The sequence below is a fragment of the Aeromonas sp. R10-2 genome (assembly GCF_040908445.1).
GTDB classification, from domain to species: Bacteria; Pseudomonadota; Gammaproteobacteria; order Enterobacterales; family Aeromonadaceae; genus Aeromonas; species Aeromonas veronii.
In genome coordinates, this window is sequence record NZ_JBFODS010000023.1 from 1 (window position 1) to 17,834 (window position 17,834).

The 17,834-nt window shown below is 59.4% G+C and carries 15 protein-coding genes; 7 read left to right on the forward strand and 8 right to left on the reverse strand.

All coding sequences use genetic code 11. The features are described from left to right. Positions 1 to 101 precede the first annotated feature (101 nt). From AB5Y97_RS04900 to AB5Y97_RS04915, 4 genes are all read left to right on the forward strand, one after another. Positions 102 to 1,370 (forward strand): IS4-like element ISAeme4 family transposase, encoded by a 1,269-nt coding sequence (locus tag AB5Y97_RS04900; protein ID WP_041206016.1) that lies wholly within the window; start codon positions 102 to 104, stop codon positions 1,368 to 1,370. Positions 1,371 to 1,562: 192 nt separating this feature from the next. Continuing rightward, positions 1,563 to 1,856 carry a hypothetical protein gene (locus AB5Y97_RS04905; protein ID WP_005353197.1) on the forward strand — a complete coding sequence of 98 codons (294 nt, stop codon included), beginning with the start codon at positions 1,563 to 1,565 and terminating at the stop codon, positions 1,854 to 1,856. 222 nt (positions 1,857 to 2,078) lie between these two features. Then, positions 2,079 to 3,047 (forward strand): nucleoside hydrolase, encoded by a 969-nt coding sequence (locus AB5Y97_RS04910; RefSeq protein ID WP_368157310.1) that lies wholly within the window; start codon positions 2,079 to 2,081, stop codon positions 3,045 to 3,047. Between the two features lie 106 nt (positions 3,048 to 3,153). After that, on the forward strand, positions 3,154 to 3,489 hold the full coding sequence (locus tag AB5Y97_RS04915) for a DUF3634 family protein (protein WP_005353195.1): 336 nt from the start codon (positions 3,154 to 3,156) through the stop codon (positions 3,487 to 3,489). 87 nt (positions 3,490 to 3,576) lie between these two features. Here the strand turns inward: AB5Y97_RS04915 and AB5Y97_RS04920 are convergent, their stop codons facing one another. Both AB5Y97_RS04920 and AB5Y97_RS04925 read right to left on the reverse strand, forming a co-directional pair. After that, complete coding sequence (locus AB5Y97_RS04920; protein ID WP_201945938.1) at positions 3,577 to 4,782, reverse strand: cytochrome c; 1,206 nt, start codon at positions 4,780 to 4,782, stop codon at positions 3,577 to 3,579. Then, a complete protein-coding gene (locus tag AB5Y97_RS04925) occupies positions 4,779 to 6,704 on the reverse strand; it encodes an FAD/NAD(P)-binding protein (RefSeq protein WP_201945940.1) in 1,926 nt (641 codons plus the stop codon). The genes AB5Y97_RS04920 and AB5Y97_RS04925 overlap by 4 nt, the downstream gene beginning before the upstream one ends. A gap of 367 nt (positions 6,705 to 7,071) precedes the next feature. On the opposite strand from AB5Y97_RS04925, the gene AB5Y97_RS04930 reads away from it, so the two are divergent. Beyond that, positions 7,072 to 7,446 (forward strand): DUF805 domain-containing protein, encoded by a 375-nt coding sequence (locus AB5Y97_RS04930; RefSeq protein WP_005337730.1) that lies wholly within the window; start codon positions 7,072 to 7,074, stop codon positions 7,444 to 7,446. Between the two features lie 82 nt (positions 7,447 to 7,528). Here AB5Y97_RS04930 and AB5Y97_RS04935 read toward each other — a convergent pair whose 3' ends face one another. The 4 genes from AB5Y97_RS04935 to manA all read right to left on the reverse strand — a co-directional run bounded on the left by AB5Y97_RS04935 (position 7,529) and on the right by manA (position 13,527). Beyond that, positions 7,529 to 8,632 carry a YdcF family protein gene (locus tag AB5Y97_RS04935; RefSeq protein WP_058058856.1) on the reverse strand — a complete coding sequence of 368 codons (1,104 nt, stop codon included), beginning with the start codon at positions 8,630 to 8,632 and terminating at the stop codon, positions 7,529 to 7,531. Positions 8,633 to 8,945: 313 nt separating this feature from the next. After that, the gene (locus tag AB5Y97_RS04940) at positions 8,946 to 9,698 is read right to left on the reverse strand and encodes a DNA/RNA non-specific endonuclease (protein WP_075115225.1); all 753 of its coding nucleotides are present in this window, start codon (positions 9,696 to 9,698) and stop codon (positions 8,946 to 8,948) included. A 233-nt stretch (positions 9,699 to 9,931) separates the two neighbouring features. Then, a complete protein-coding gene (locus AB5Y97_RS04945) occupies positions 9,932 to 11,824 on the reverse strand; it encodes a PTS fructose transporter subunit EIIC (RefSeq protein WP_201945942.1) in 1,893 nt (630 codons plus the stop codon). Positions 11,825 to 12,327: 503 nt separating this feature from the next. Then, positions 12,328 to 13,527, reverse strand: a complete 1,200-nt coding sequence (gene manA / locus AB5Y97_RS04950) for a mannose-6-phosphate isomerase, class I (protein ID WP_201945943.1) — start codon at positions 13,525 to 13,527, stop codon at positions 12,328 to 12,330. A gap of 129 nt (positions 13,528 to 13,656) precedes the next feature. Between manA and AB5Y97_RS04955 the strand changes: the two genes are divergently transcribed. Next, on the forward strand, positions 13,657 to 14,532 hold the full coding sequence (locus AB5Y97_RS04955) for an AraC family transcriptional regulator (protein WP_167566435.1): 876 nt from the start codon (positions 13,657 to 13,659) through the stop codon (positions 14,530 to 14,532). A gap of 156 nt (positions 14,533 to 14,688) precedes the next feature. Beyond that, the gene (gene icd, locus AB5Y97_RS04960) at positions 14,689 to 15,942 is read left to right on the forward strand and encodes an NADP-dependent isocitrate dehydrogenase (protein WP_368157311.1); all 1,254 of its coding nucleotides are present in this window, start codon (positions 14,689 to 14,691) and stop codon (positions 15,940 to 15,942) included. A gap of 72 nt (positions 15,943 to 16,014) precedes the next feature. On the opposite strand, the gene AB5Y97_RS04965 is transcribed toward icd, so the two are convergent. After that, the gene (locus tag AB5Y97_RS04965; RefSeq protein ID WP_005337712.1) at positions 16,015 to 16,191 is read right to left on the reverse strand and encodes a hypothetical protein; all 177 of its coding nucleotides are present in this window, start codon (positions 16,189 to 16,191) and stop codon (positions 16,015 to 16,017) included. 308 nt (positions 16,192 to 16,499) lie between these two features. Further along, positions 16,500 to 17,831 (reverse strand): D-serine ammonia-lyase, encoded by a 1,332-nt coding sequence (locus AB5Y97_RS04970; RefSeq protein ID WP_201945946.1) that lies wholly within the window; start codon positions 17,829 to 17,831, stop codon positions 16,500 to 16,502. Between the last annotated feature and the right edge of the window lie 3 nt (positions 17,832 to 17,834).

The following is a 17,834-nucleotide window of genomic DNA, read 5'->3' on the forward strand; positions in this document are numbered from 1 at the left end:
CATGTACAGGATCTTTAGCAGCAACCAATTGAAATAGATATAAAAATGGCTTCGATTGTGATCTGATTTTATCGCCAAACAAAACCGCCACGCACGAAGCCATGACCATTATCGATGCCAACCACTATCTTGAGCAACTTCTCTCTCCTGCCGAACTCGACCGCATTGCCCGTGACTGCCAATTTTGCTTGCGCAAACGAGCCATTACGCCTGCCATGCTGGTGACTGCACTCTTGCGGGCACTTGGCTGCGACCAGGTCGATGGTATCGCTGGATTGCACCATCATTTCAATGCCTTGCAACTGGTTGATGCCCATCAGGTTTCCTACAAGCCCTTTCACAACCAGTTGCGCAAAGCGTCGTTCGCCCTGTTCATGAAGGCGCTGGTTGAACGGGCTATCGCCTTGCGTATCGGCCAACAGATGAAGACTGCATCCCTTGGCGCATTCAAACAGGTGTTGTTGCAGGATGGTACTTCCTTTGCCGTCCACAAAAGCCTGGCCGAAGTGTTTCCGGGAAGGTTCAAGACCATTAGCCCGGCGGCAATCGAGTGTCATATGCTCATGTCTCTATTGGAGCAAAGTCCAGTTTGCATGCAGGTCTCTGCCGATACGGCGTCAGAGCGCCAGTTCCTGCCTGAGCCCGAGCGGCTCAATAACAGCCTGCTGTTGGCGGACGCGGGTTACATCGATATGGCCTACTTTGCGAAACTAAACGAGGCGGGCGGTTTCTATCTGGTCAGGGGTAGTAAGAGCCTGAACCCGAAGATTATCCGGGCATGGCGCGGTGACGAACGGGAAGTGCCGAAGCTGGCGGGCCTGTCACTCAAGGATGCTGGACGGCGGCACTGTCGGGCAGAGGTACTGGATATGGTGGTGAAATCGGGCAAGTTCGAGTATCGGCTGATCCGACGCTGGTTTGCCGAGGAGAAACGGTTCTGTATCTGGATGACCAATCTGCCACGAGAGGCATGGCCAGCAGAGCGGGTGATGAGCCTGTACCGCTGTCGTTGGCAGGTGGAGCTGCTGTTTAAGGAGTGGAAGTCGCACAACCGGCTCAAGGGCTTTGTGACAGGTCAGAAAGCCATTGCCGAGGGGCTGGTGTGGGCCAGCCTGTTGTCGCTGGTGATGAAAAGACGGGTAGCTCAGACGCTGATGGGGGACGGTTTATCCACACTGAAAGCGGCGAAAAATAGCGGAACCTGGTGGTTCCCGTTATTGGAAGCGGTGGCTCATCGGGTGTTGGTGGAAATAAGAGAGCGTCTGGAATGGGCTGCCGTTTACTTGGCGAAAAATGCCCGTCGAACCAAGCAGCGAAAATCGATACAGAACAGGACCTTAGAAGGAATTTCAAATGAAGTGTTTTCTTAAGGTCCTGTATATGAGTCGGTCTAAATCTAGCCGTTTGTTACCGGAATGTAAAGCTGGCAAGCTGTCTGCCGTTCACCATGAGCCGGACGCAAGAGAGAACTGTGTGTCTCCCCACACTTTTGTGGTTTGCTCGTTGGTGACTTATCTAATAAGGGGTAGTTTTTGGCTATTAACCTACACGGAGAGAGCACTATGACCAGGGAACTGAACAGCTTGTTGGCCCGGCTTGAAGATGTGGTTGAGCGGATGCCGGATTGCTTCAACACCTACGAATTCGCCCAGAAGCTGGCACTGCAATATCAGCCGGAATTCTTTGCCGCGGGCCACTCTCTGGCCGAGCACGAGGGCAAGGTACTGCGGGTGCTGCACCAGAAGATCGCCGAGGCGCTGGCAGGCAGCGAGATGGTGATTGAAGGGGCGCTGCTCCCCTGCGTCACCCCCTGGGGGGAGAAGGCGACCTCACCGCGCTGGCACCGCAAGCACTGAGGGTCGGAGTAAGGCAGATCACTGCCAGATAGCAGATAACGAACAACGATAAAGGGCGCGGCGCTGGCAACAGGGCCGCGCCGTTTCTTGTGCAGATTGTCGCCAGCAGCGTGTCGTTGCCGAGAGCAAAGGCCCGCTCTGTGATCCCATGCCGGGATACGGGGCCGTTAGCCGGGTAGACTCTCCCTTTTGTCGCAGGGTTTGTCACCGTAGGAATTTCTCATGACCCATAAAATCATTCTGGATACCGACCCGGGTATCGACGATGCCATGGCCATCCTGTTTGCCGAGGCCCATCCCGCCATCGAGCTGCTCGCCATCACCACTGTTTTTGGTAACGCCACTATCGACAATGGCACCCGCAACGCCCTCTGGCTCAAGCAGAAGTACGGCATGAAGGCGGATGTGGCCAAAGGCGCTGCCGCCCCGCTGCTGCGCGAGCCGGTCGGCCCCACCACCATAGTCCACGGCCCGAGCGGCTTTGGCGACATGGAGGCGGGGGAGGTGACTATCGCTCCGGATCCCCGTCCCGCATGGCAGTACATAGTCGAGGCGGTGAAAGCCGCGCCGGGGGAGATCACCCTCGTCACTATCGGCCCGCTGACCAATCTGGCGCTGGCGCTACAACAGGCGCCCGAGATTGTCTCGCTGGTGAAACAGGTGGTAGTGATGGGAGGAGCCTTTGGCGTCAACGGCCATCGCGGCAACGTCACCCCCTATGCCGAAGCCAATATCCACGACGATCCCGATGGCGCCGACCGGGTCTTTACCGCCGATTGGCCGGTAGTGATCATCGGGCTGGATGTGACTCAGCAGAGCTTCTTCAGCAGCGCCTATCTGGATGAGCTCAGGGACAAGGCGGGGGAGCCGGGCCGCTTCCTGTGGGATGTCAGCCGCTTCTACCTGCGCTTCTACTCCGAGAAGCTGGGGCTCTCTGGTTGCCACGTTCACGATCCATCCGCCATCGCCTATGTCATTGACCCGACCCTCTTTACCCTGCGCGAGGGGCCGGTGCGGGTGATTACCAGCGGCCCGGCCATCGGCCACACCCTGCAAAAGTTCGATGGCAAACGCCACTCCCACGATGATTGGGCAGCCTATCGTCCGCAGCAGGTCGGGGTGGCGGTGCGCGATGAAGCCTTGCTGGCGCTCTATCGCGAGACGCTGGTGGGCTGGGGCAAGGATTGCTGAGCAAAGAGGCGCTATTGCGTTGAGGCGGGGGCTGTGATCGGCGCCAAACAATCGGAACGCACGGCCGCTTATACTGCCTGATATCAAGAGCTTGGGAGGGATGAAGATGGCCTGGATTTCCTTGATAGTGGCGATTGCGCTGATCTGGTGGTTGATGAAGCTGGGGCGTGGCGCCCTGTTCGAGATCCGCCTTGCTCCCGGCAAGGTAGTGGTCAAGCAGGGCAAGGTGTCACCCGCCTTTATTGAGCATGCCAAGCAGATCCTGCGTCACGACACGGTGCGCGGTCGCATTGTGGGGCAGCGCGATGGCGATGGCGTCAAGCTGATCTTCTCCCGCTCCATCCCCGAGCCGGTGGCCCAGCGTTTTCGTAATATCTTCCCCTATGGCGATTACCGCCAGCCAACGGCGCCACTGCCGGGGCCCAAATCCCGAAAGGGATAAGCACCGGAACCTGGTTCATCAATAGCAAACGGGCCTCCAGTGGAGGCCCGTTTTTATGGCACTTGGCCAAGAGAGAGCTGACAGCCCTTACTCCTTGCCGTTCAGCTCGCGCTGGGTCTTGACCGCCGCCGCCTTGACGGCGGTGCCTTCATTGCCCCAGGAGGCGCGCAGGGTGTTGACCAGCTCGGCGAGCCGCTCATCATCCATGGTCCAGCCATAGCCCGGCATGTGGTAACCCAGATGGCCGTGGGTGACCGGTGTTTCGGCACCGTGCAGCAACACGTTGATCAGGCTCGACGGATCGCTCGCCAGCACGGTGCGGTTGTTCACCAGCGAGGGGATGACGTGGTCATTGCCCTGGCCGTTGACCCCGTGACAGGTGGAGCAGTACATGGCGTAGTCCGCCTTGCCGCTGGCACTGGCGTAGGCGCGGGCCCCTTTCTCCGCCACCGGTTCATCTTTCAGATCGGTGAGATAGGTGGCGATGCTGGCCAGATCGGCGTCGCTGAAATACTGGCTGCTGTGAGTGATCACTTCCCCCATGGGGCCCGCGACCGCTTCATGCTGGCTGCGGCCGGTTTTCAGCAGATCGATCAGCTCCTGCTTGCTGTAACGGCTGCCGCGAATGTCGGGGGCATACCAGCCATCCAGCGCCGCCCCGCTCAGGTAGACGGGATCCGCCTCGGTCAGCGCTTTCTCCTGCATCCCCAATCCGCGTGGGGTGTGGCAGCTGCCGCAGTGACCGGCACCCTGCACCAGATAGGCGCCGCGGTTCCACTCTTCGCTCTTGCCTGCGACCGGGGTGAAGCGGCTGTCATCGTGATAGACCCAGTTCCAGCCCATCAGCGGCCAGCGCATGTTGAGCGGCCAGGGGATGTCGCTCTCCTTGTTGGCGATGGCCAGCGGCTGCACCTCCTTCATCAGGTAGTGATAGAGATCTTCGAGATCCTTATCGCTCATCTTGGCGTAGGCGGTGTAGGGCATGGCCGGATAGAGGCGATGACCATCGCGGGCTACCCCTTCGCGCATCACCTTGATGAACTCCGGCAGGCTGTAGTTGCCGATACCGTGTGCCTTGTCGGGGGTGATGTTGGTGGCAAATACGGTACCGATGGGGGTCGGGAACCCTTTGCCGCCTGCCAGTGGCTTGCTGGTTTCGCTGGTGTGGCAGGCGGCGCAATCGCCGAGCTTGGCCACGTATTCCCCCGCCGACATGGCGGGGGCTGCGTTGGCGGCAAGGGCGGGCAGAGCCAGCAGCAGGGCGCTGGCGGTCAGTGACAGGGCGCGGCTCATTGGGCACCTCCCTTGCTCATGGCAACCAGCTCGTTGACGGCGCGCCACGCTTCGTCGATGGCGGCGTGGGCGTAGGGGCTCCAGCCTGCATCCGAGTTGGCGATGGTGATGTTGCCGATCGGCTGGCGACCCAGTTCAATCCATTTTTCGCACTGCGCTTCGTCATCAAACAGGGTGTTGGTGACATAGGAGTAGCCGTGGGACCAGCGGTTGACCGTGATGGCAAGGATATCCTGCTCATGGTTGAAACCGGCGCTGCCGAGCATCCCCTGCAACTGTTCGCGGATCATCTGTTCATGCTGCTCGAACGGCATGCCGAGGATCATAGCGCGCCCCTTGCGGGACTGTTCGCGGGCCGACAGGCCGCTGCCCGGCAGGGTTGGTACATAGACCATGTGCAGGCACATCGGCTGATCCGGGCTCTTGGGATGCTCATAGCCACCCATGCTGACCGGATAGTCGAGCTTGACCCGGCTGTAAGGGGCTGCCGGGGAGTAGACCTCGTGCACCCCGAGCTTGACGAAGGCTTGCCAGTTTTTGATCACCACTTTGGTGTAGACCAGCGGCGCTTTGACGTTTTGGCGCAGCGCCTCCTTCTGAGGCTCCGGCATCTCGGGCACCATGTAGGGGATCATCATGTTGTAGCCAGCCATGATCGACTGCTTGGCCCGCACCCGGTGCAGTTTCCCCTCCTTGATGTAGGTGACATCCACCACCAGCTTGCCGTCGGCGAGGCGCACGTTTTTGGCCTGCAACGCCGTGCTGCCAAGGCGCAGTTGCACCTTGTGCTCCGGCAGGTCGAGCTTGCCATAGTCAAACTTGGCCAGCACCACATCCTGCATGGTGTGACCCGGCGCCACCTGCGGAATGAGCTTGCGCACCATCAGGCGGGTGAGACCAGCGTTGCCATCGGGGAAGTGGAAGATGTAGGGATCGTCCAGCTCTGCCTGCTCCTCGGCATCCAGCGGCGTCAGATTGAGGCCGTCGAACCCCGGCAAGGCGCAGAGGCGCGCATCGGCGCAGGCGGTGGCGTCGATGCCGACCGCCTGGAAATCGTTGGTGCGCTGCTGGAAGTAAGTGATCGCCCGCTCGCTGAGGCCCACTTTATCGCGCAGGAAGGTGGTGTAGCTGTTGCGGGTCACCCACTCGTCCTGCTGCTCGCGGGTCATGCCGCTCAGGTAGTCGATCTTCGATTCGTGCAGGGCCAACAGGGCGGCCTTGTCGGCATCATCGAGGGGGAAGTCACCGATAAACTCTGCCAGTGGCCGGCCGTTCAGGCGATCGCGGGGGATGTCATCCGCTACGTTGTGGCCCGGATCCCCGTTCACTATCTTGTTGACGCCAAAGTGCTTCTCGTCGAAATAAACGCCGCGGCTCAGCCCCAGATCCGGATAGAAGGTCTGCTGGAAACCGGCGGCCAGCTCGTCGATGTTGACCTCCAGCGCCTTGAGCAGCCCGAGCGCTACCGGGCTGTAGACCGAACGCGGTGATTGCAGGGATTCACTGCCGCCGTAACCCAGACGCAGGCCATCGGGGGTGGTGAACTCGTTGCGCTTGGCGTGGCCGCCGAAGTCATCGTGGTTGTCGAGTAGCAGGATCTTCTTATCCGCGCCGAGCAGTTGCTGATAGAAGCAGGCGGCGGCCAGACCGCTGATCCCGGCGCCGACGATCACCAGATCGTACTCCCCCTCAAGGGGAATATTGGCAAAATCATATTGCTTGCCGTCACGGGCGATGCTGTGGGCCGGTTCGAAAGAGCCCGGGTGGTTGCCGCGCAGGCCGGTGAGGGCGGGCGGGTAGGCCAGGGTTTTATCCGCCAGCGTGCTGCCGCCTTCGGCAGCCTTGAGCAGATTGATGGGGGCTACGCCTGCCGCAATGGTGATGGCAACGCCGTTGAGAAAATCTCTGCGTGTAATACTCATGGCTATCCCTGTGTTAGGAGAAGTAATGAATAAGTGGATTCATTATGGGGGGGAGACACAGATCCTGTTCAGGATTGGGCGCCGAATCTACCGCTATCCTCACGCTGAGTCCATACGATTGCTAATGGATTATTAAGCACCATTTTCCTGCTTGTGACGAGAGTGATGCGCTGATGGGGGGGATTTGCCCTGTCGCAGGGCAAATTATCTTCCGGCTCGGTCGGTCAATGATTGCCGCAGCTGATTAGTTTGGGAGACGTTCGGGCATCATTGTCGACTCGGGGGGATGATCGCGCTAAGCTCTTAACTACTTGTTTTATCGACTCTCTTTTTTATTCATAGGCATAAAGGCCACTCAGGAGGCGCAATGAACTGGTACATCTCGGTCCTCAAGCAATATGCGGTATTCAGCGGGCGGGCCCGTCGCACCGAATACTGGATGTTCGTGCTGTGCAACGTCATCGTCATGCTGCTGCTCGGCATGGTGGACAAGCTGATCGGCGGCGACAATGAGCTGATCAGCTCCATCTATTCGCTGGCGGTGCTGCTGCCATCGCTGGCGGTGGCGGCCCGTCGTCTGCACGATACCGACCGCAGCGCTTGGTGGCTGCTGCTCGGGCTTATCCCCATTATCGGCACCCTGGTGCTTATCTACTTTATGGTTTGCAACGGTCAGCAGGGGCCAAACCGCTTCGGTGACGATCCCAAAGCGGCCCCCTCGCAGGGCTTTATCGTCAGCTAACGGGCGCGGCTTGGCCAATCATCGGTCAATAAAAAGAGAGGGAGGCATCACGCCTCCCTCTCTTTTTCGTGTTGATGGCCGATCAACGCTCAATCAGCGGGGCGGAGCGGTAGCTCCACATGCCGTAGGTGCGCAGGGCGTCGCGGTAGATGCCGAGCAGCTCGCTCTCGCTCGGGGTGGCCAGCTCCTCGAGGGGTTTGTCGGGGTAGCTGACGCTCGCCACCTTGATGTTGGCCGGACCAATCTGGTCGCAGGCGATTTCCAGCACCGTCTGGCCGCGGCGTACATGGCTGGCGGAGCTTACCAGCACCGCATAGTCAATCTGGTGGCGGGCGAGGGCATAGGCGCTGTAGAGGGCGTTGTCCACCGTGCTGGTGGCGTAGTTCTCTTCAATCAGGCGGCTGCGGTCGATGCCGTGGTTGGCCAGCCAGTCAGCCATCAGCTTGCCCTCGGTCTGGCGGTTCTGGGGCACGCCGCCGGTCAGGATGAGCAGCGCTTCCGGGTCGGCTTTGGCCAGATCAAGGGTGGTTTGCAGACGGCCCAGCAGGATCTTGTCCATGCTGCCGTCGGGATTGAGGGCGTAGCCCAGGGTGACGATGGCGCGTTTGCCCTCCCTGCTGGCCTTGACCTGATCCTCGGTCAGTTCGGTCTGCAGCGGGGCGGCGGTGATCCGCTGCACCCGGGCGATGATCTCCTCCAGATCGGCGGCGCGGCCGCCGTTGCGATCCGCCACTTTCGCCAGATAGCTGCGGGAAGCCTCCTTGTTACCCTTTACCAGCTGCCAGATGGCGAGATAGCTGTTGATGTCGAGATCATCGGGGGCGACGGCTTGCGCCTGCTCCAGCAAGGTGATGGCGCGGCTCAGGTTGCCGTTGTAGATCTGGGCGTTGGCCGCCGAGATGAGCAGGTCGGTGCGGTAGGGTTCAAGCTGGTAGGCGGCCAGCAGCCGCTCGGTCACCAGCTCCATATTGCTCGGCATCTTGGCGGTAAAACCGGCGTGGGAGATTTTGGCTGGCGACTTGTAGATTTGCAGCGCTTCGCCGAGCAACATGTCCACCGCCTGGCGTTTGCTGACCAGGGTATTGAGGTCGTGCTCCATTTGCATCGAGCTCTCGGCCGCTTGCAGGGCGAGGGGCGAGAGCGCCAGCAGGCCGCCGAGGGTGAGGGCAAGAAGGGTCTGTTTCATCAAAAGGTCCTCTGTCGGGCTGAATCGCGCCGTGGGCTCCGGTTTGCGGGCCGATGCGACGAGGCAAATGTGCGTCAATTCAGTCTGTTAGTGCCAAAGAGAGGGCAATATAGCAGCTAACGGCGTGGCAAACTGTGAGTCGGGGCGGGTCGTCGGGTGATGCCACACCTGTGGCCGCAACGGATCAGCTGCCATCTGAAAAGGGCAGGGGGAGCGTGACTCCCCCTGCTGGGAGGGGCGCTGGCCCCTCCCTCTATCTCTCGCGATTCAAGATAGATGGGGTGTCAATCTATCTGCTGATGAGTATTCGCGGTCAGTTCCACATCTGGGAGACGCGGGCTTCCAGCGTCTCTTGCTGCTCTTCGGGCATATCGCTGAAGAAGTTGAGCTGGGTCTGCTCTTCCACCTCGCGTACCGAGACCCGGTAGTCGGCGATCTGGCTGATGGGCACCTCTTCCTGCGGCATGATAAAGGCGATGGCCTGCAGTCTGGCTGGGTCCATCACGATCTTGTAGTAGGCGCTCGGGATCGCCACACCCTGACCGATGGACTCTTCAGAGCCGGTAAAGATGGGGCCGGTGATCACCTGCACATCCTTGCGGGAGACCGCCCACTTGTTCACCTTGTCCTCCAGCACGCGCCACGCCTTCTGGTTGAGCACCCCGATCTGCGGCGTCATGTTGCTCAGCAGGAAGCTCTCTTTCATGGTGTTCTTGTTCGATTTCATGTCCCCCGCCGGGGCCTGATGGCCACGGTCGTAGCCCGAGCCCTTGTAGTCGGAGAGGGTGGCGCGGTAGGCAACCGGGATCTCCCTGTCCTCGGCGAAGGCATCCTTGCGCGGCACAGTGCCCTGTGCGCTCTGGGCTGTCATTCGGTAGGAGACCCAGTCCGCCACCTTGTAGTCGTAGTTGTAGCCGACCGCATACCCTTCACGGCAGAGCTTCTGATCCGATTCGGAGGGCAGGCCGAAGCGCACGTGCTCACCGCACTCCCAATGGGCGGCCAGCAAGGGGGTGGCAGTGAGGGTGAGGGTAACAGCCAGAACCAATTTATTGATTTTTATCATTTTTGTGATGCTCCAGTTTAGTAGGCGGAGCCATTTGACATGAGATCTGACCAGCGCTTCAATTGCTGTTTTTTTACACGTCACCGTTCTGTGACGGCTCGCCAAGATCCGTGATGTGACTGGTTAATATGTTTTAAATCAGTGGCTTGGTCGGTGGGATGATGTGCGGTTGCTCGGCAGACAACGAAAAGGGGCCCGCGATGGGCCCCTGGTGCTGGTTGGTCTGACTGCTATCAGGCGGCGTTTGCCTTGTTGCCCAGCGTGCGGGCCAGCAGTGCTTCCGGATTGTGGATCGCCTCCTTGGTCTTCACGTCGATGACCTCGATATCGGTGAAGCGCTCGCGGTTCTTGATAGCCACGTCGTGGGCGAAGATGACGCAGCGGGCGTTGGCGACATCCTTGGCGGTAATGCGGTTGATGATGCCGTTGGCGCCCTGGGTCTCGACCTTGAGCTTGATCCCCTGCTTGGCGGCAGCCTTCTGCAGGCTCTTGGCGGCGAGGAAGGTGTGGGCCACGCCAGACGGGCAGGCAGTGATGGCCAGTACGTCTGCTTCCCCTTCCGCTTCAATGACTTCGAAGCTGGTTTGGGTGGTAGTGACGTCATCTTCTTCGCTCACTGGCTTTTTCAGCAGGTTGACGATGATGGCAGTGGTCAGGGCGCCGAGGATGGTACCCAGGATGTAGCCCATCTTGCCTTCAACAACCGGCAGGACAATCCAGCCACCCCAGGGGGCGTGGTTGATACTGTGCATCATGAAGCCGGTGATGTTGCCGACGATGCCGCCTGCGACGATGGCCGGGATAACACGCATGGGGTCAGCAGCGGCAAACGGGATGGCACCTTCACTGATACCGATCATGCCCATGATGGCGGCCGCTTTGCCGGATTCACGCTCCTCTTTCTTGTAACGCTTCGGAGACATAAAGGTCGCCAGTGCCATACCGAGCGGCGGCACACAGATGGCGATGCCGACACCGCCCATCAGCCAGGGCTGGGTGTTGACCTGAGTCTGGGCAAACAGGGTAGCAACCTTGTTGACCGGGCCGCCCATATCGAAGGCGGTCATACCACCCAGAATGGCACCTAGCATCACTTTACCTGAGCCCGCCATGCTGGAGAGCCAGTGGTTCATCCCTTCCATCATGGCGGCGATCGGGGCACCGATCCCCCACATCACGATGCCACACACCAGGAAGGTACCGATCAGCGGATAGATGAAGATCGAACCAAGGGAGGTCATTGAGTCAGGCAGCTTGATCCGTTTGAGCTGATTGACCACGAAACCTGCGATAAAGCCCACCAGAATGGCGCCGAGGAAACCGGTTTGATAGTGCTGAACGGCAATCCAGGAGCCGATCATGCCCGGGGCCAGGCCCGGCTTGTCAGCCAGCGAGTAGGCGATGTAGCCACCCAGTACGGCAGTAAACAGAGTCAGACCGGCGATACCCATGGTGGCCATGTCTTTGAGGAAGCCCGCTTCCGGCACGGCGCCCTTGCCGCTCATCATCACTGACAGGGAGAGCAGCACACCGCCCGCCACGATGAAGGGGATCATGTGGGAAGTACCAAACAGTAGGTGCTGCTTCATGGTATTGAGGCGATCCTTGAAGGTGCGATCGGTGGGTTCAACCGGAGCAGTGGCAGCCGATTTGGCGGCTGCCGCCGGTTTTTCCATTTTCGGGCCTTGCTTGAGCAGGGTCAGGGCTTGCTCGACAGTGGTGGCCGCCTTCATCTGCTCGATAAAACCGGGTTCCAGCAGACGGGTAGAGAGCTCCGCCAGCACTTCGATGTGGTGGTTGGCGCCGCCATCCGGGGAGGCAATCATGAAGATCAGCTGGGTCGGTTTGCCATCTTCGGCGCCGTACTCGATACCTTGGCGGCTGACACCGATGGCAATGGCCGGACGACTGACCGCCTTGCTCTTGGCGTGGGGCAGGGCGACACCCTGCTCGAAGCCGGTGCAGTCCAGCTGTTCGCGGGCCCAGATATCCTTGACGAATTGCTGTTGATCAGACACGGCGCCATCGCGAGCCAGCATCTGTGCCATCTCGTCGAACAGGGCCTCCTTGCTGGTGGCCTTCAACTCCAGGCAGATGAGTCTGCCGTTGGTCATGGTGGGTAACATATTACTCTCCTGGCTCCGTTGCCGAGCCGCATGATGGGGGGAACAATTGACCTGGATATTGTTCTCCCGTTGGCGCGGTGCCGAAATCGGACAAATGTGCCGTTTACTGGATTTTTGTGCTGGCAAGAATGAGCTGTGACTCTCATCTCGTTTTGGTGTGATGATTAAACTCTATGTGAACATGAATTTAATCATTTAATATCAATCGCTTATTTTGGTTTTGTTCGTGCAAAATCTTATCTGAGTGTCCAAGTCGATGATGAGTTTTCTGTGATGGAATGGATATTTGTGTGATTTGTTATGGGTCAATAGTGTGAGCTGGTTGGCAAATAGCAGGCGCCTCAAGTGATTTTATTGTCATTAATTGGGAGGGAGATAACTCTGAGAGTCTGGTCAACCGTGTTGTGAAGCGATGAAAGGGGATGGATGGGGATAAAAAACAAGGGCCATCATTGATGGCCCTTGCGCATGTTCGGGTGGGGGCATCGCCCGGGATGTGCTCGTTAGCAGCGGTTGCCGGCGCGGGCGACCCGCCCTTCGGCCAGCAGCTGGTAGCTGCCGGTGGTGGCCGGGATAAAGGCGGACTTGCCCTTCTCGAGACGCAGCGTCTCATCGCCGCGCTTGAGGAGCACGGTTGCATCGATGGCAAACAGGATCTCGGCGCTGGCGGTGGTGAGCTGGTGCTCGCCTGCCGGGTAGATGCTGAAAGTGAAGTCAGGTACCGGCACGTCGAAGTGCTGTACCGCACCATCACAGCGGGGGGACAGCAGGATCTGGTCGTCCGGCTTGGGCAAGCAGCGGGTGCAATCCAAAAGCTCTGCCACATCGATGTATTTGGGGGTGAGGCCGGCGCGCAGCACGTTGTCGGAGTTGGCCATGATCTCGAGACCCGTGCCGCGCACATAGGCGTGCGGGGTACAGGCATCGAGGAACATCGCCTGACCGGGTTTGAGGGTCACCACGTTCAACAGCAGCGGCGAGAAGAGGCCCACATCTCCCGGGTACTGGGCCGCCAGACTGGTGATGAGGGCAAACGTCTCCTCATCCTGATGGGCGGCGGCATAGGCCAGCAGCCCTGCCAGCGCCTCGTCCTTGCGCGCCCCTTTCAGTACCAGCAGCTGGTGGAAGAAGTGCTGCAGGCCCGCTTCATTCTGGCTGGCGGCAAGGGCTGCGGTCAGATCGGCGATGGCCGCCAGATTGACCCGCTCGAACAGTGCCAGAATGGCGGGAATGGCGCGAAAGCCGTTCATCGCCTGATAGGGGGTGAGGGCAAAGACCAGCTCCGGCTTATGGTTCGGGTCCTTGTAGTTGCGATTGCTCGCCTTGATATCGATGCCTGCGGCCTCCTCTTTGGCAAAGCCCGCTTCGGCCTGAGCCTTGCTCGGGTGCACCTGAATGGAGAGAGCCTTCTCGGCACACAACACCTTGAACAGGAACGGCAGGCTGCCAAAACGGGCGAAGGTGGCCTCACCCAGCGCGGCGGTCGGGGCCCGGTCGATCACCGTAGAAAGCTTTTGCACACTGCCCGCCAGCGTTACCTCGGAGCAGCCGTTGGGGTGAGCCCCCATCCAGAGTTCGGCCTGGGGTTTGCCTTGCGGATTGGGAATGCCAAACAGGGTGGTGAGGGAGTCATGACTGCCCCAGTCATAGCCTTGAATCGGGTTTTGCATCAACAGAAAGGAGGGCAGATCGCTACTGCTCATAAGGGACGCCTCGTCTAGTTTGAAGAAAATCGGGTGCAGAAAAGGGTGGCATTACTGCTGTGGACCGGACTATAACATGGGCGGTCGCGCGCGCCGCAACCGCTTGCCTCTCTCTTGATCAGGATCACCATGTCTCTCATCTTCAGCCAACTGCTCGACGGAGCCCTGAGCGAACAGGTTCCATTTGACCAAATCTGGTTTGCCAGTGAACAGGGGGTGCCACCCAGTTTCAGCTATCAGGTCAACTTTCCCCGCCTCGAGCTGGTCTTTAGCGGCGAGTATCTCAACCAAATTTGGGACAGGGAGGAGGGGGTCAGAGAGATCAGTGTATTGCCGGGACAGGCGCTCTATATCCCTCCCAACGGCTGGAACAAGCCGCTCTGGACCACCGACTGCTCGGTGCTGAGCCTGCTGTTTGGCAAACGCCAGCTGGGGTTCAGTCTGGTGAGCAAGCGCAGTGAAGATCCGGACTTTTTCGATGTGCAAAAGCACAGCATCATGGCGCGGGCGGGCCATGTGATCGAACACATTTTGGCGGCGCTGAACGTACTGACCGAGGATCCCGGTCGCTCCCCCACCGATGATCACCTGCTGCAGGCTCTGCTGGCGAGTGCCCGTCAGCTGTTGCTGGAGTCCGCCACGGATCGGCCGCGGGGGGCAGAGCTCTTTCACGGGATCTGCATCTATATCCAGGAGAACTTTCACCGTCCCATCACCCGTGACTCCATTGCCCACCGCTTCAACGTTTCAGCGAGCCATCTCTCCCACCTGTTCCGCGAGCAGGGTCATATGCGCCTTGCCGATTACATCAGCTGGGTGCGGATCGATCGGGCCAAATTCATGCTGAAAAAGTACCGCTTCCGGCTTGAAGAGGTGGCCAGTCGCTGCGGTTACAGTGACGTGAACTACTTCTGCCGGGTGTTCAAACAGAAGACTGGCTTGACCCCTTCCCAGTACCGTTCCCTGAGTCAGCCGCAGGCGGCGGCCAGCGAGCTGGAGGGATAACGGGGCTGTGTCGGGAAGGCGTGGTGACGGCGTACTGGCGGGTGGCTACCTCTTTGGTCTGACATGCTTTCTTGTCGTTTTATTATGAAAATGAATGGGCTAAGATGGCCGCGCGCAACAAACAAGTTGATAACAAACGGAAGTTAGGAGATGCCGATGGAAAGCAAAGTAGTAATCCCGACCCAAGGTCAGAAAATCACAGTCGATGCCAACGGCAAGCTGCAGGTTCCCAACCATCCGATCATTCCGTTTATTGAAGGGGATGGCATCGGTGTTGACGTAACCCCGGCCATGTTGAATGTGGTGAATGCTGCGGTCGAGAAAGCCTACAAGGGCGAGCGCAAGATCGCCTGGATGGAGATCTATACCGGCGAGAAATCGACTCATGTCTATGGCGAAGGTGCCTGGCTGCCGGCCGAAACCCTGGATTTCATTCGTGAATATTGCGTGGCCATCAAGGGCCCGCTGACTACTCCGGTCGGTGGCGGTATTCGCTCCCTCAACGTAGCCCTGCGTCAGGAGCTGGATCTCTACATCTGCCTGCGTCCGGTGCGTTACTACGACGGCACCCCGAGCCCGGTCAAGCGTCCTGATCTGACCGACATGGTGATCTTCCGCGAAAACGCCGAAGACATCTACGCCGGCATCGAATGGAAGGCCGACAGTGCCGAAGCGAACAAGGTGATCGCCTTCCTGCAAAACGAAATGGGCGTGAAGAAAATTCGCTTCCCCGAGTCCTGCGGGATCGGCATCAAGCCGATGTCCAAAGCCGGTACCGAGCGTCTGGTGCGTGCCGCCATCGAGTATGCCATCGACAACGATCGCGACTCCGTGACTCTGGTGCACAAGGGCAACATCATGAAGTTCACCGAAGGTGCCTTCAAGGATTGGGGTTATGCTCTGGCTCAGAACGAGTACGGTGCCCAGCTGATTGACGGCGGCCCCTGGTGCTCCTTCAAGAACCCGAAAACCGGCAAGAGCATCGTCATCAAGGATGTCATCGCCGATGCCTTCTTGCAGCAGATCCTGCTGCGTCCGGCCGAGTACGACGTCATCGCCTGTATGAACCTCAACGGTGACTACATCTCCGATGCGCTGGCTGCTCAGGTTGGCGGTATCGGTATCGCGCCGGGTGCCAACATCGGTGACGGCGTGGCCCTGTTCGAAGCGACCCACGGCACTGCACCTAAGTATGCCGGTCAGGACAAGGTCAACCCGGGCTCCCTCATCCTCTCCGCCGAGATGATGCTGCGCCACATGGGTTGGGTTGAAGCGGCCGATCTCATCATCAAGGGCATGGAAGCGGCGATCCGAAACAAGACCGTCACCTATGACTTCGAGCGTCTGATGGAAGGGGCCACCATGCGCTCCTGCTCCCAGTTTGCTCAGGACATGATCGACCAGATGTAATCTGCTGCTTGCCAGAAACGCAAAACCGGCGCCATGTGCGCCGGTTTTTTTATCGCGAAAGAGTGAAGGGGCTTATTGCGCCTGCTCTACGTGTTGCTGATAGCGTTGCTGCCATTTGCTGGTTTCTGCTTCATCACCCTGGGCCTTCCAGAAGGCGCAGATGGTGTTGGCAAGTTCCGAAGCCATCGCGTGATCTCCGTCACGTCGACTCATCAGATAATCTCCCAGCCAGCTTTGATATTGTTTCATTACCCGATCTCCTTATCTCATGTGCCCTTGAGGGTGCCCACCTTGACGGGAGCCTGTCGGCTCATCCTGGGGGGAACATCATCAGGCATGATGGTGCAAAGTCACGACCCGGGCAGAGAGCCCGATGGGCAATCTGGCGGCGAACGTGACGCGAGATGTCAAAAAATGAGCGCCATTTTAGCACAAACTGACCAACTTGGGGAAATTGTCGCCATGGATTGCGACAGAACAGCCCCATCCCCTTGTTCCCAAAACAGAAAACCCGCCGTGATGGCGGGTTTATTTGCAGATAAATGTGGCAAAACAGCCTAGATCTTGGCGCTGGCCAGGTACTTTTCCATCTCTTCGGCGGGCACCATGCCACCGCCGGTGGCCCACACCAGATGGGTGGCCTGTGCCATGGTTGCTGCATCGCAACCGCGCCCGGTTAGCCACTCGGGATTGGCAGCCACCCGCCACGGGCCGACCATACCTGCCAGAGCGGAGGGTTCGAGTTTGATCTGCTCATCGCGCGCCAGCAGTCCCAGCAGGTCATACATCTCCTGATCGCTCAGGGTGTAGAAGCCATCAAGCAGCCGTTCCATGGCGCGGCCGACGAAGCCGGAGGCGCGTCCTACCGCGAGGCCATCGGCTGCAGTGAGGTTATCGATGCCCAGATCCTGCACCGCAATGGCATCGTGCAGCCCGGTGTGTACCCCCAGCAGCATGCAGGGGGAGTGGGTCGGTTCGGCAAACAGGCAGTGAACATGGTCACCAAACGCGAGCTTGAGACCAAAGGCCACCCCGCCCGGGCCGCCACCTACGCCGCAGGGCAGGTAGACGAACAGCGGGTGGTCGGCATCCACCTTGATGCCCATCTGGTCGAACTGCGCTTTCACCCGCTCGCCCGCCACCGAGTAGCCGAGGAACAGGGTGCGGGAGTTCTCGTCGTCGATAAAGAAACAGTTGGGGTCGCGTTCGGCCTCTTTGCGCCCCTGTTCCACCGCCACACCGTAATCCTCGGCATATTCGACCACGATCACCCCGTGCTCGCGCAGCTTGCGCTTTTTCCACTCCCGCGCATCGGCAGACATGTGGACGGTGACGGTAAAGCCGAGCTTGGCGCTCATGATGCCGATGGACATGCCAAGGTTGCCGGTGGAGCCCACTGCGATGCTGTACTGGCTGAAGAACTGGCGAAACTCGTCGCTGAACAGTTTGCGGTAGTCATCCTCTTCCCGCAGCAGACCAGCCTTGATCGCCAACTGTTCGGCGTGAGTCAGCACCTCGTAGATACCGCCTCGCGCCTTGATGGAGCCGGAGATGGGCAGGTGACTGTCTTTTTTCAGCAGCAGTCGACCGGTGACCTCGACCCCGTAGCGCTGGTTGAGCGTAGCCTGCATCGCCGGAATAGCGGCGATCTCGGACTCCAGAATACCGTTGCTGGTGCGGGTCTCGGGGAAGGCTTCGCACATGTAGGGGGCGAAGCGGGCCAGCCGAGCGGAAGCGTCCGCCACATTGTTGTTATCGAGCCCCACATAGGGCAGACCGGCAGCCAGAGTGGTGGTGTTGGGGTTGAACCAGGTGACTGGCTCAAGCGCGATCAGGGATTGCACCAGTGGAAATTGCGCTGTGAGCTGTTGGACGTCGATGTTTTTCATAGT